This window comes from Vibrio lentus, from assembly GCF_030409755.1.
In the GTDB taxonomy this organism is placed as follows: domain Bacteria; phylum Pseudomonadota; class Gammaproteobacteria; order Enterobacterales; family Vibrionaceae; genus Vibrio; species Vibrio lentus.
Genome location: NZ_JAUFQE010000002.1, coordinates 482296 through 496025, shown reverse-complemented (window position 1 = coordinate 496025; position 13730 = coordinate 482296). Strand labels below are relative to the sequence as shown.

General features: G+C 44.3%; 10 protein-coding genes. 7 read left to right on the top strand and 3 right to left on the bottom strand.

Annotation, left to right across the window (positions count from 1 at the left end):
• From QWZ07_RS10650 to QWZ07_RS10635, 4 genes are all read left to right on the top strand, one after another.
• Positions 1–912, top strand: coding sequence for an ABC transporter substrate-binding protein (locus QWZ07_RS10650; protein WP_192852678.1), 912 nt, complete (start codon positions 1–3; stop codon positions 910–912).
• The gene (fhuB, locus tag QWZ07_RS10645; RefSeq protein ID WP_192852677.1) at positions 912–2909 is read left to right on the top strand and encodes a Fe(3+)-hydroxamate ABC transporter permease FhuB; all 1998 of its coding nucleotides are present in this window, start codon (positions 912–914) and stop codon (positions 2907–2909) included. Before QWZ07_RS10650 ends, fhuB begins: the two co-directional genes overlap by 1 nt.
• Before the next feature lie 204 nt (positions 2910–3113).
• On the top strand, positions 3114–4070 hold the full coding sequence (locus QWZ07_RS10640; RefSeq protein WP_102315184.1) for a GntR family transcriptional regulator: 957 nt from the start codon (positions 3114–3116) through the stop codon (positions 4068–4070).
• A 518-nt stretch (positions 4071–4588) separates the two neighbouring features.
• The gene (locus QWZ07_RS10635) at positions 4589–6745 is read left to right on the top strand and encodes a TonB-dependent receptor (protein WP_192852676.1); all 2157 of its coding nucleotides are present in this window, start codon (positions 4589–4591) and stop codon (positions 6743–6745) included.
• Positions 6746–6908: 163 nt separating this feature from the next.
• Here the strand turns inward: QWZ07_RS10635 and QWZ07_RS10630 are convergent, their stop codons facing one another.
• The 3 genes from QWZ07_RS10630 to QWZ07_RS10620 all read right to left on the bottom strand — a co-directional run bounded on the left by QWZ07_RS10630 (position 6909) and on the right by QWZ07_RS10620 (position 10121).
• Positions 6909–7565 carry a hypothetical protein gene (locus QWZ07_RS10630; protein ID WP_102310750.1) on the bottom strand — a complete coding sequence of 219 codons (657 nt, stop codon included), beginning with the start codon at positions 7563–7565 and terminating at the stop codon, positions 6909–6911.
• Positions 7566–8071: 506 nt separating this feature from the next.
• Complete coding sequence (locus tag QWZ07_RS10625) at positions 8072–8551, bottom strand: hypothetical protein (RefSeq protein ID WP_065112125.1); 480 nt, start codon at positions 8549–8551, stop codon at positions 8072–8074.
• 202 nt (positions 8552–8753) lie between these two features.
• Positions 8754–10121, bottom strand: a complete 1368-nt coding sequence (locus QWZ07_RS10620) for a CAP domain-containing protein (protein ID WP_192852675.1) — start codon at positions 10119–10121, stop codon at positions 8754–8756.
• Between the two features lie 438 nt (positions 10122–10559).
• On the opposite strand from QWZ07_RS10620, the gene QWZ07_RS10615 reads away from it, so the two are divergent.
• The 3 genes from QWZ07_RS10615 to QWZ07_RS10605 all read left to right on the top strand — a co-directional run bounded on the left by QWZ07_RS10615 (position 10560) and on the right by QWZ07_RS10605 (position 13704).
• Positions 10560–11822: a metal-dependent hydrolase family protein gene (locus tag QWZ07_RS10615; protein ID WP_192852674.1), complete on the top strand. Its 1263-nt coding sequence runs from the start codon at positions 10560–10562 to the stop codon at positions 11820–11822.
• A gap of 488 nt (positions 11823–12310) precedes the next feature.
• On the top strand, positions 12311–13228 hold the full coding sequence (locus QWZ07_RS10610; protein ID WP_192852673.1) for a permease: 918 nt from the start codon (positions 12311–12313) through the stop codon (positions 13226–13228).
• An 86-nt stretch (positions 13229–13314) separates the two neighbouring features.
• Positions 13315–13704 carry an ArsR/SmtB family transcription factor gene (locus tag QWZ07_RS10605; protein ID WP_017109997.1) on the top strand — a complete coding sequence of 130 codons (390 nt, stop codon included), beginning with the start codon at positions 13315–13317 and terminating at the stop codon, positions 13702–13704.
• The last annotated feature ends 26 nt before the right edge of the window (positions 13705–13730 follow it).

The following is a 13730-nucleotide window of genomic DNA, read 5'->3' as shown; positions in this document are numbered from 1 at the left end:
GTGAAAACGTTCATAACACTACTGTGCACATTATTCGCTTTTAATGCTCTTGCAATAAAGAGTGCCCATGCTTTAGAAATCACACACGAAATGGGCATCGTCTCTTTCGATACGACGCCGAAAAAAGTAGTGGCACTAGACTGGGCTCTTACAGAAACCGTGTTAAGCCTAGGTGTTGAACTAGAGGGTATTGCAGACGCCAAAGGCTATCAACAATGGGTAGTGAAACCCGAACTGAATTCAAACGTGACCGATGTAGGCTCTCGACGTGAACCGAACCTTGAATTGCTGACCGAACTCAAACCCGATGTCATTTTAATCAGTGAACATATGTCGGCGGCTTACCATCAGCTAAACAAAATCGCTCCGGTATTGGTTTTCAGTATCTACAGTAAAAAGAAGCAGCCATACGAATCTGCAACGTCAATTACTCTGTCTTTAGGGAAGTTGTTCGACCGAGAACAACGCGCTCAACAAGTAATTGCAGAAACAAACACGCGACTCCGTGAAAACGGCGAAAAAGTGCGTGCGGCGGGTAACTCAGAGAAACCGCTGATATTCGCTCGCTTCATTAACGACAAAACATTACGAATCCACAGCCAAGGTTCACTTGCGCAAGCGACCATCAACAAGATGGGGCTGAAAAATGACTGGCAAGAGCAAACTAACCTATGGGGCTTCAGTACGGTAGGAACGGAAAGACTCGCTGAGCACCAAAAAACCAATGTCATGCTATTTGGCCCTCTTCAAGAAGAAGAGCGAAAACAACTGACTCTATCTCCTCTTTGGCAAGTGATGGAATTTACACGTACAGATTCAGTTTACGAACTTCCTAGTATTTGGACCTTTGGTGGACTTATTGCCGCTCAAAGATTTAGTGACCACATTACAGAATTACTAACCCAAGAATAATGGCTACCATCAAGCTCGAAAAAACCGTCACTGAACGAATCAATATCAAAACAGCAGTGCTATCGATCGCTGTTGTTTTGCTGATCAGCGTACTTCTGCAAATAACCGCTCCATATTCACAAGGGGTTGGGCTCATCTGGGATACGCTTTTCCATTTTGATCCTTCAAACTATCAACACTTAATTACCCACCTAACGTATTTACCTCGGCTCACCGTTGCACTGATTTGTGGATTCGCGCTTGCGGTTGCTGGGTGTGTGATGCAGTTTGTGTTACGTAACCCGATAGCCTCACCCACCACGCTTGGTGTTGCTGCGGGTGCTGAACTGGGTATGGTTTTGGGGATCTTGTTAATTCCTGCCAACCTTGCCATTCCCGGTTTCATCCCAGCTTTCATCGGAGGTTGCCTTGCTACAGGCTTGGTCTTTGCCTTAAGTTCTGCACGAGGATTTTCACCGCTGCACATGGTACTCGCAGGTATGGTTGTTAGCCTATTTTTGGGCTCACTCAATACCATGTTGCTCATGTTGCATGAACAACAACTCACCAGTATTTTTGTGTGGGGTGCAGGTGTACTGAATCAAAACGACTGGTCAAGTGTTCAGGTTCTCATTCCTTTAGTCTCTATCCCTACGCTATTACTACTGGTATTTCAGCGACCGTTGTCTGCGCTGCAATTTGGCGACAATGTCGCGACTTCACTTGGCGTAAACATCAAACAAATCAAACTGCTTTGCTTATCACTGGCGATCTTTATTACTGCCGCGGTAGTCAGTGAGGTTGGCTTGATTGGATTTGTTGGAATCGTCGCTCCCGCCATCGCTAGACTGATGGGCGTTAGAACTCTTACAAAACAGATTCTGGTCAGTGGTTTGGTTGGTAGCTTGATCTTGCTGATTGTCGATTTAGTGATTCAGCCATTCTCAGGAGTCGGTGGCGAATTACTGCCAACCGGAGCGATGACGGCTCTGCTTGGTGCTCCCTTCCTATTGTGGTTACTGCAACGTACCAAACTGCAATCCGACTTAAAAAACCGTAGTGAACACGTCGAGTGCTACAAGTTAGTCGATACGCGTAAAGTGCTGGTGACCATGTTCCTTCTACTCGTTGTCATTTGTACTGTTGCTCTTACGTTTGGTAAAAACCAGTTCGGTTGGAGTGTCGAATTCCACCAATCACTGTTCGAATTACGTTTACCACGTGTGTTGGTTGCATTATTAGCGGGAGTTGGGCTCGCGTTTGCCGGCACCATTATTCAGCGAATCTCAAATAACCCGATGGCGAGCCCTGAAGTTTTGGGAATCAGCTCAGGCGCCGCGCTTGCACTTGTTCTCGGCACGCTCTTTGGCACGGCTGTTGGGCGAGAAGAGCAAATGCTGCTCGGCACGCTAGGCGCAACGTCGGTGACGGCATTGGTTTGGTTTATGGGTAGGAAACACAATTTCGCTCCCACTCAAACCTTGTTAACAGGTATCGCGCTAAGTGCGGGGCTCGACGCTTTGCTACGCATTGCGATGAGTTCTGGGAACGAGAATGCTACGTCCCTGCTCACTTGGCTTTCTGGCTCTACCTACTTAGTCGCCAATCAAGACGTGATGTTACTCGCGATTGGTGTTGCTATCGTTGGCGCTGTGGCACTGTCACTGAATCGTTGGATAGAGCTCATTAACTTGGGTGACGTCACCACAAGTAGCCTCGGTATGAACACGACCTTGGTTCGCTTGGCGTTGCTTCTGTTGGTTGCCGCGCTAACGACGCTTTGTACGATTGTTATTGGCCCACTGAGCTTTATCGGATTATTAGCACCGCACATGGCTCGCTCGCTTCACCAGTATCGCGTTATCCCTCAGATGCTCACAGCAGCATTGTTGGGCGCGATTATTATGGTGGCTGCCGATTGGATTGGTCGTACTTTGTGGTTCCCATGGCAATTCCCAGCAGGGTTATTGGCGTCTCTGCTCGGTGGCGGTTACTTCCTCTATCTAATGAGAAAATAGGCATATACGGAGAAGTCACTTTCTCCGTTTGAAATCCCCGTTTGAAGCCAGTGCTTTAAGCGGAGCTCGCTTTTCGCTCACCCATTAACACGCTTGCCAACAAACTTATCAGCATTGTCTTTTGGCCGCAAAAACACAATACATGGTATTCACCTGCTTTTCTGTTTACCATAGGATCAAGCATAAACACACTTTTTGAGCCTCATGGACATAACTACAATTACAAAGCTCCAACAAGATTTACTGTTTAAAGTGATCACTCGCCTAAAATCTGAGGATGCTAAAGCGGGCAGCAGCCTGAACGAATCGTCGCTAGCTCAACAATTCGAAGTATCCAGAACACCCATTCGCGCGGTGTTAAAGCACCTATCGACTCAAGGTATAACTAAAGTTGTTCCTTACAAGGGTTCGGTGTTGCAAACCGACGCCTCAGATATCGAAATTGCAGGCCAGGATAGCAATAAACAGTCTCAACAAGAGCAATTATATCTCCGTGTTTTGATGGATCTGTTTTTTAGCGAGCTCGGCAGTTCCTTTTCCGAGAAGGAACTGCAAGAACGTTACGATGTGAATCGTGGTGAGATGCAAGCAGTCCTTCGCTTATTAGAAAATGACGGTATTTTTCGCCGCAGTCCGGGCTATAAATGGCAACTTGATGGCGTGTTGAACACCCTAGAAAGACACACTGAAAGTTATCGATGTCGACTAATTTTTGAACCAGCAGGTTTACTTGAACCCACATGGGCATTGGATAACACTGTGATGGAAAGCTGCCGCGATAACCATGTACAAGCCATTGCTACGCCAGAATCAGTCACTGCGAGTCAACTCTTTGCACTCAGTGCCGAGTTTCACGAGCAACTTGCGGCGTGTTCGGGAAATCGCTTTTTGCTGGCTACCATGCAGCAACACAATCGCCTCCGTAAAGCGACCGATCTAGTCTCAATGCACATTCAATCCTCGGTCACTAAATCGTGTCAGCGTCGTCTTGCGATCATTGAGTTAGTACTAAAAGGTGATAATCAAACCGCATCCACTCAGTTGGCTGAACTATTAGAGAACGACATTCGCGTAATGAAGCGCACCTACAACGACGTCATGAATGTATCTCAAGCTCAGCAAAAAAGTTTGATTGATAGCATCATGGCAAAAAACAGTTAATCACTGGGGCAGACAACAACCGCTGCCCCGCTCACTACTTCATCATCTCTCTACCCTATCTATCAAACCCTATACCTATGCCCCATTGCATTCCACCAGCAAGATGACGACCAAAAACCACACTCCATAAGCCCTCTTTTCACCGTGCAACACCAAGCCATCAACCACTAATTTCAAATCTATAAAATAAAATTGCATTTCAATATTGTATTTTCGCAACAAAAACACAATAATAATGATTCTTATTTAGAATTGATAAGTATAACGATTACAGTTCGTACTTTGATTAATGTTGAGTTGACCACTGAAACGACAAAACATGCAATCTCGGAAGATATCGAGATGAATGACTTTGAGGTGATAAGCAAAGTCACCAAGGTTGAACAACTTTCTAATTTAAGACGCTTCATTTTTATTGCCGATAGATAAAAACGAACACTTATTTGCTTATAACAACAAAGCCATCGCACAAATATGAGTCTTTGTGCCGCCTTTTATTGATCAAGATTGAGAACAAAATGAAAACCGAAAAAGGAAGTTTCAAGCTTTCCACCGTAGCCCTAGCGATTGTCGCAGCGAGCACAGTGTTTACAGCCCAAGCGCAAGAATATACAAGTGAAGAAAAAATGGTGGTCGTCTCTAGCCGCACCCCTAAAGCGATCAGCGATATCCCAGGAACGGTGTGGTATATCGATTCTGACCAAATCGAGCAAGAATATCGTGGTGGTAAATCTCTTGGAGAGATCCTGTCAGCAACCATTCCTTCGCTAGACGTAAGCAGTGGTGCTCGCACCAACTACGGCCAAAACCTTCGCGGCCGTAAGATGCTTGTAATGATTGATGGCGTTTCGCTGCAGTCTTCTCGTCAAATCAGTCGTCATCTAGATTCTATTGACCCATTTAACATTGACCGCATCGAAGTGTTATCGGGCGCGACCTCTGTCTACGGTGCAGGCGCTTCAGGTGGTGTCATCAATATCATCACCAAGAAAGCTCAAAGTGAAGAACTGGAGTTTGAATCCTTTGTGGGTGGTTCATCGGGCTTCAATTCAGGTGAAGATTTCGATTACAAAATCGGTCAATCTATCTCTGGTGGTAATGAAACCGTGCAAGCTCGTTCTTCAGTGGTTTACACCGAGACACAAGGTTTCTTCGACGCCGATGGCGATATTGTTACCCCTGATATTTCGCAAGGTTCACTTCAATTCAACAAGACAGTCGATTTCCTAACGACTGTTGGCGTTAACCTGTCAGAAACCAAGAAACTGAACTTCCTAGCACAATATTACGATAGCCAACAAGACTCGCCTTATGGCCTATACATTGTTGGGCGTGACTTCGTAGACGTCCGCAAAGGGTTTGATTCTGACCGCGAACACGGTACTGAACGCATTATGCTAAGTGCCTCTTATGTGGATGAGCAGTTCTTAGGCCACCAACTGATTGCTGAAGCTTCGTATCGCAAAGAAGACCAAACCTATACACCTTATTTCCAATCTTCTGGTCAACAGATCACCGATGTTATCTCTTTAAAAGCGGCATTGGCTAAGAGCTTCAATAAATTCAACATTGTTTACGGTATCGATGCATATCAAGACCAACTTGATAGTAACCAAGCACTTTACGATCCAACCATTGCTAATAATTCGGGTAACTTGATCAACAAGACTTACGCACAAGTGGGTCGCTATGCTGGCGTTAAAGTCAGCTCAATCGCGAGCTTTATTCAAGCCGACTATGCGCTAACCAATGATTGGACCGTAGAAGGTGGTTTCCGCTACCAGTACATGTCGAACAAGATTGACGACTTCGTCGGTTACAGCCAGCAAAAGAGCATTGCAGCGGGCAATGGTACATCAGCCGATGCCGTTCCTGGTGGCGAGACCGATTACACCGTTGGTTTATTCAACTTAGGTACGATCTACCATCTGACCAATGAGTCTCAAGTATGGGCTAACTTCTCTCAAGGTTTCGATCTTGCAGATCCGGCGAAATACTACGGACAAGGCGACTACACATTGGTTGGCGATCACTGGCAACTTAACGACAGTATTAACGTGAACGACTCGAAAATGTCTGGTATCAAAACCAACAGCTTCGAGCTGGGTTACCGCCTTGATACTGGAGACCTAAACCTGCAAACAGCGGCGTACTATTCGCAGTCTGACAAGTCAGTGAAATACGACAAAAACACACTGCTTATCGAAGAAATCGACGATAAAAAGCGAGTCTACGGTTTAGAAGCGATGGCATCTTACTGGGTGCATGAGAACATTCAAATAGGCGCATCAGGTCACTACGTGATTTCAGAAGTGAAAGGCGATGACGGTTGGAAAGACTTTACAGCGGGCGAAGCCAGCACTTCAAAAGCCAATGCTTGGGCTGGTTGGTATGACACAGACCTTTCTATCAAAGTACAAAGCCAGACCATGTTTGATTATGAAGACGACGATCAAAATGAACTAAACGGCTACACCGTGTTTGATTTGGTCGGAACTTACCAACTTCCTGTCGGTAGCTTAGGTTTCGGTATTCAAAACCTATTGAACAAAGACTACACCACCATTTGGGGTCAACGTGCTCAAATCGTCTACTCGTCACATTACGATTCAGCAGCGTATGACTACAAAGGTCGCGGCCGAACTTACAACGTAAACTACCAAGTTAAGTTCTAACTGAATACTCATCAAAAATATAATTAAAGGGTTGGTATTAATACCAACCCTTTTTCACAATTAGATGTGACTTAGCTTAATTAGCGTATGCGAATAAACGCTAATTCCAATATGTATTCTAAGGCAATTCAAACTTTTATATTATTAACTATAAAATCATTTATTAAATTGCATGAAAACTAACAAGACGCTCGCTGTAACCTAAATTAGCCGGGGTATGATTAATTTCCACTGTAATATTACCAGAAAGCTCACCGTCGGCCTTATATACAGGGCAAGATGCTATATCTGACAAGTATGACTCTTCCGTAGGTGCACTAAAGTAATAGATTTTTTGTAGGTTACATTCGCCTACCTTCATTCCCAAAGCTTCAACTTCCGAGCGCTGACGGTAATAATTTGGGCCAATGTCTAGAAGATATTCAGGGCTATGGGTATAGATCTCGCTGGTATAACGCTCAGCAAATTCACTCTCAGCAATGAAGTTCTCATTCTCCACGCTGTAAAGAATGTTCAAGTGCCAATAGAGCAATTCAGATTCATCACTCGTTGATTGACCCGGTTTTGAATACACACACTGGATCTGACTGTGAGGAACATCTGAACCTTGATTAACTTGAATATCATTACGAAGCGTATTGATACCACAGCGATGCAGTGCAAAACCCTCTTGCTTCATCGACTCGTTAACTTGGTTAGTTGATTGGTATTGAACGTAGACACCTTCAGGTGATTCACCTGTGATAACGTTACTATTATCAGCAAAAGCAAATGGACTTAGGCAAGCAGTTACAGACACTAGAGCTATTGTTTTTTTCATTATTATTTTTCCTTTATGATGGCGTCAGGAAAATAACCCAGAAACAAAATATGCAACACAGTGCTTATTGATATTTGTGATCTAGATTAAAGCAATGATTGGTTTTATGAATATTAAAGATCTTAATTGAGTCTGTTTTATATCTAGAACAGACAACACCTCAAAAACAATAGGGATAATAGAAAAAGATTGTCGATTTAATAGTTATCCCTATCCATCGTTAATAACAAATTAATATTTAACCCAAATTAAAGGCTATTAATCATTCTGTTCAATTACCCACGAGAAAATTACAAGCATATCTGACCCGTTTTTTAATTATTCATTTAACGTATTGGATCGACAGTGAGCATTATGGGTTTTACTAATCAGAAGGCGGCGTCAGCAGAGTGCATGCTGTGTATTGATTGGCGGTTAATACATAAAACAAAAAAGGGCTAGCAAACCTGCTAGCCCTTTTCAGTTAAGAGTTCGTTTCAAACTCCCGAATTCTATTCAGCTGTTGTTTAAGCTGTCTTTTCGTTTAAGTTTGATGCTTGTTTATCATCTAGCGCAAAGTAAACCTTAGATACAATCACTTCAGCAATCAGAATCGTAAATACCACGGCGAAGAACGCCACCACACCATTCCAAGGGCCTGTAAAGCTCACCTTCTCGCCGAACAATAGGTTAATCGCTTCTAGCATCACGAACTTTGAGCCGACCAAGATGATGTAAGTCGTGATTGCTCGGTAGACTTTAGGTGCTGTACCCGGTTTGCTCTTAAAGTGCTCAGCAATTTTATGTTCCAAACCAATGGACAGTTTCAACAGTAATTGCAGTAGAACCGCGGCAATCAGAGAGATAGTAAAAGACTCAATATTTACGAAATCCCAGTACTCATCAAAGAAGTTAAGTACCACTAAGTCCACCAGCACGGCTAACGTGTAACCGACGAATAGACGTTGTGGAGTGTTGAAACCGTAAACTTTGTCTGATTTAGTCATTCTGTCTCTCTCTAATTTGATAAGTCGCCTTGATTTGAAATACATCTTAACGTTCGAATCAGAGCAAAACTTACCATTTGATGACACCACTCAAAATCAGTCACATCATAAATAAAGTGCCACGGTCGAGTTAAGTGCCGCTGTCGAACAAACAAACAAAGTCGGCACTAAACGGATTACCCCTATTTACGCAATCAGCGAGTTAGTTGAAATCTTGCGTCCAATAAGACATTTTCGATGCGTCTGACTTACTGGTTTTGTATCCAATACCCATCTTTGTGTGTCGACTGTTCATCACGTTTTGGCAGTGACCTTCGTGACCAGCCCAACTATTAAGACCAGCATTATTATCCTTCCCATCAGTTCGCGGACTGGTGTAGCCAAAGATAGGGATCACAGCCGAGTTCGATGAGAGAACAAACGCATTCTGGCCAGAACTGTTCACAACAAAGTGACCTTGAGCATCTCTTCTGTGTTGCTCATCTGAGTTCAATTGAGCATTACTCGCCGTGTTACTGTCCCAAGCGATAGGCGCTACCGGTGGGTAATTACCACTCGAAAACGATGAACCAAAGGCATCACAATAACGTTGTGTCGACCTCGCACAATTTGTCGAGATAACAGATTGGTACTTAATACTGTTCTGGCTTAGATCGTCTGGAATATTCACAATTCGACACCATCTTTCATCGGCAACGCCTTGGCCAGGCATCCCCCAAATCGCACCATTCAATAATTGATTTGTATCTAGTGATGAGAAATCGATAAGAGTGTCGCTATTAAGCAGGTCGAGATCCAAATCGATCTTTCCTGATGAAGTGTTCAACTCAAAGATCGAAGCCCCAACTTCTTTTGCTGCTGCGTTAATTTTGTCGCGCTGTAACAACTCCCAAGAGTCACCAAACCGCTCTTTAGACTGCTGTCCATAAGCCTGAGCTATAAAGTCATAAGTGGGCAAATTAGACTCTACTCCGCTCCCATCTTTGAAAACGACACTGCCAACGGTTTTAAATTCCAAAGAACTGTCCAACACCGCATTGTTAAACACATACGATCCCAAGTGCTCACTAGAACAAGAGTTGCTTTGCATATCGTATCGATATTCAGAAATTGTACCGTCTACGAGCAGTTGATGATTCTTCCTTTGCGCGCTTAACCCTGTGGTTTCGTAACAATGCCAATCGTTAACGAAGTTACTGCCATTATCGATAATGATTGTTGGTACAGCGATAGTCATATCGACTTTCTGAGTATCTCCCCCCTTGAATGCGGGCAGCTCATTTTGGACGGCAATAGATGAGAAATTCCTGATTGGATCCGTTTTTTCAACAAAGCCTTCGATAGCAAAAATCATAGTGTTACTGAGCGCCTTGATATCGGGCTGCTGAGACACGATTGTTGACGGAGAGTCGGGGTTACCTGAATTACTTGGATTACTTGGATTACTTGGATTACTTGGAGCATTAACGTTGTTTGACGTTGTGCTGTCACCTCCTGATGAACTTTCTCCGCCACAACCAGCAATAATCAATGCGAGAAGCGCCACTGCCGAGATATTTTGTTTTTTCATGATTGAATCCTTAACCATATACTTTTCTTGGTATCAGGATGTTGCCTCATTGAACGAATTTAAATTTCAGGCCAATGTCAGAGCCCCTAAATACTGACATCGAGTTGACAATTTTCGGGGTATTGTCAACGCGAAGTATGTCTTATTAATCAATGAACTACTTCAATATCTTGGCTTATGCCGTGCTGTTTCGGAGCCGATTACGATTCGGTAAATTGACTCTCAACGCACGATAACGACGATTTAAGGCAGCGACGATTAGAATCCCCCTTAGCGTTCAAAACAAAGCAGCGTTCAAATCAAAGCAGCACTTAAAACAGAGAAAGACACAAAAAATAAGCCTCGTCATTACGTGTCATCAAATGGCCATTTTTCGCCTCTCCCCAACCCTATGATTACCTCATCAACAAAATGACTCATACCAAAGAGGTGTCGAATATGAACAAGCTAATTATTAATGCCAACGTGTTTAACGGTGTCGATGACAAACTTATCGAAAACGTCTCCATCCTTATTGAAGATAACTTGGTGACTAAGATTGGTCAGATAGATCCAGCGGTCGCTGATGAAATCATTGATGCGAAAGGCGGCACGGTAATGCCCGGCCTGATTGATGCGCACGTTCATATTACCCTCTCGGCATCATTCAATGTGATTGATACCATGACTCGTGAAGAAGTGGCGATTCGCTCTGCGAAAATTTCAGAAGAGATGTTAATGCGCGGCTTTACTACCATTCGTGATGTGGCGGGTAACACGCTTGGTCTTAAAAGGAGCATCGACAATGGCTACGCAACGGGCCCAAGAATAATGCCTTCAATGGCCGCAATTTCGCAAACCAGTGGCCACTCAGATTACCGCCAAAACCAAGCGCAAGAACGTTTGGCCAATGGTCACGAAGATTCACCAATGATGAAGCTCGGTGCGATGAGAGTCGCCGATGGCCGCTCAGAAGTATTGAAAGCGGTGCGTGAACAACTGTTTATGGGCGCGTCACAAATCAAAATCATGGCCGGTGGCGGTGCATCATCCACCTTCGACCCATTAGACACATTACAATTTACTTCCGATGAAATGGAAGCTGCTGTTCAAGCCGCTTCAGATTACGGAACCTATGTGGCTGCGCACATCCATACTTCTGATGCAATGCGTCGAGCAGCTGAAGCGGGCGTGATGTCATTTGAGCACGCGACGATTATGGATGACGACATTGCAGAGATAATCAAAGAGGAAGGTATTTGGGTGATTCCTTCTTACTTTACCGCTTCATTGATTGCCGAGCGTAAAATTCCATTGCCGAATGAAGAGACGTATCGCAAGACAGAACGCGTAGGCAAAGCCATGTTTAAATCGGCAGAGCTTATCAAAAAACACGATATCCAAAACATTGCCTTTGGTACCGACTGTGTCGGTGAAACCAACGTGCATGCCACTCAGTTGAACGAATTCGGAGCGATTGAACAAGTGTTCGATACCATCACAGCGCTGCGTATGGCGACCTCAAACTGTGGACGCCTGTTCGAGATGTCGACTTACCAACACCCTTACCAAGAAGGCAAATTAGGTCAGATTGTTGAAGGCGCGTATGCCGACCTATTAATCATCGATGGTAACCCACTGGAAGGTGTGGCGTGTGTAGCCAACACCGAGACTCAAAAGCTGATCATGAAAGACGGCAAGGTGTATAAGAATAACCTTTAATTAATGTGGCTGGTGCTGTGATGAATTCATCATGGCACCTTTTTTACTGCACTCTCCTTTCACAAATTCATGTCTGTTCTCTATTTACACCTGCATTCACAGAATAGAATGTCTCCGATACCCTTTTTTTGGAGCCTAATACCCGAACTAAGTCCCAATCTAGTCCGCCCGAAACTAACCTAATCCACAGTTCGGCCATTACCCAACACACCCAAAAAGCAAAACTTTCCCATAAGATCTCCACTTCAGCGAAAAAATCACGCCCACACACCAACGCCTGAACCAGTAGCTTCTTCCGTTGCACATAAAATCTAATTATATGATTTATATAAATTATCTATCTGTGAGCCCTATCTATTCAAGAGACGAGCCTACGACAGAACCGCGATTTTAGTACCTAATTCCTTCCCAACTTACACTTGCATACTTGCACAAATGTGCATGTGATCATATTATCCAGCTTCTTTCACTTTCTAGAGATTCCAATTTTGGATACTAAATTATTAATTGCGTTTAACGAGTTCTTTTATGTAGCGAAAGGCTTAGTCCTTATCATCGCCATCGTGTCACTGCTAACTGGCATCATGCGTGAATACATCCCTCAAGAAAAACTCCAAGCAACGCTAACTAAACACGGCAAATGGGGAACCCTATTGGGCGCGCTATTTGGTATGTTGACGCCATTTTGTAGTGCGGCGGTTGTACCTGTCACCATGGCAATGGCGTCGATGGGTGCATCACTGGGTACGGTGATGAGCTTCATCATCTCAGCGCCACTGTGTAACTTCATTGTGTTGGCGATGGTGTATGCCGCGTTCGGATTGAAGATCACCGTTGTGTACTTCTTGGTAACCTTTACCGCAGCGGTACTGGGTGGCTACTTGATCTCCAAGTCGCCTTGGAAAAATGAAATCAAACGTGCCGACGAACTGGAAGACAGCAAAGGAAAAGGATGCAGCAGCAACGCTTCAACCTGTGGTGGAGCACCCTCTTCTTCATCAAGAATGCGTAATGCCATGGGCGGCGCTTGGTCTCTGTTCAAACGAATCATCCCATACGTATTGTTGGGTGCGGCGATCAGCGGGTTCTCTGCGGTTTACCTGCCTGCGGATCTGGTTGAGAAGTATGTCGGTGGCGATAGCTTCCAATCGATAGTGGTGGCTTCATTGATTGGTATTCCACTTTACCTACGTATCGAAATGGCAATACCGCTACTTAACGTATTAATTGCTAAGGGAATGGGCTTAGGCGCAGCACTTGCATTAATTATCGGTGGTACTGGTGCAAGTTTGCCTGAAATCGCGCTAGTATCAGCAGTTCTAAAAAGAAAAGCCGTAATCGCGTTTGTTGGAATCGTTCTAACCACCGCCGTCGTTGGTGGCGCCATCTTCCAATACGTTGTGTAGAGGCTTACACTTTGTAAAAACGACAAAATAGAAACTTCGCGCTGCTCGTATTGAGTGGCGCTATTCGTTGAAAAGGTAACCACCACGTGGATGAAAAATATATTGATGCATTAAAAGCCCTGTCGGAACCCAATCGCTTACGATTATTCTGGCTGTTTCTGCATGTGGACGAATGCATGGCGGTGGCTGAAGCCATGGACATCATTGGTGAGACTCAATACAACGTCTCACGTAACCTAAAAATGCTCTACAAAGCAGGCCTGCTCAACCACGAAAAGAAAGGTAAATGGGTGTTCTACACATTAAAAGAACAAAACGCCCCTCACTGCAAAGCCTTGGTTGATTCAGTCAGACACTTACCGGAAGACGACTTCAAAGAAGTAGTGAAACGTTGCCTGATTCGTTTATCCATGAGAGTAGATGGCGAATGTGTCGTTGGCCCAGACAGCGAAGTGTGGCACAGCAAAATTAAGTAATACCAGATCAATAAACGATATCGAAC

What these genes read in the sequence shown, in the direction of transcription:
- QWZ07_RS10635 (WP_192852676.1), top strand. Translation starts at nt 4,589, where the DNA reads ATGAAAACCGAAAAAGGAAGTTTCAAGCTTTCCACCGTAGCCCTAGCG.
- QWZ07_RS10620 (WP_192852675.1), bottom strand. Translation starts at nt 10,121, where the DNA reads ATGAAAAAACAAAATATCTCGGCAGTGGCGCTTCTCGCATTGATTATT.
- fhuB (WP_192852677.1), top strand. Translation starts at nt 912, where the DNA reads ATGGCTACCATCAAGCTCGAAAAAACCGTCACTGAACGAATCAATATC.
- QWZ07_RS10630 (WP_102310750.1), bottom strand. Translation starts at nt 7,565, where the DNA reads ATGAAAAAAACAATAGCTCTAGTGTCTGTAACTGCTTGCCTAAGTCCA.
- QWZ07_RS10615 (WP_192852674.1), top strand. Translation starts at nt 10,560, where the DNA reads ATGAACAAGCTAATTATTAATGCCAACGTGTTTAACGGTGTCGATGAC.
- QWZ07_RS10640 (WP_102315184.1), top strand. Translation starts at nt 3,114, where the DNA reads ATGGACATAACTACAATTACAAAGCTCCAACAAGATTTACTGTTTAAA.
- QWZ07_RS10625 (WP_065112125.1), bottom strand. Translation starts at nt 8,551, where the DNA reads ATGACTAAATCAGACAAAGTTTACGGTTTCAACACTCCACAACGTCTA.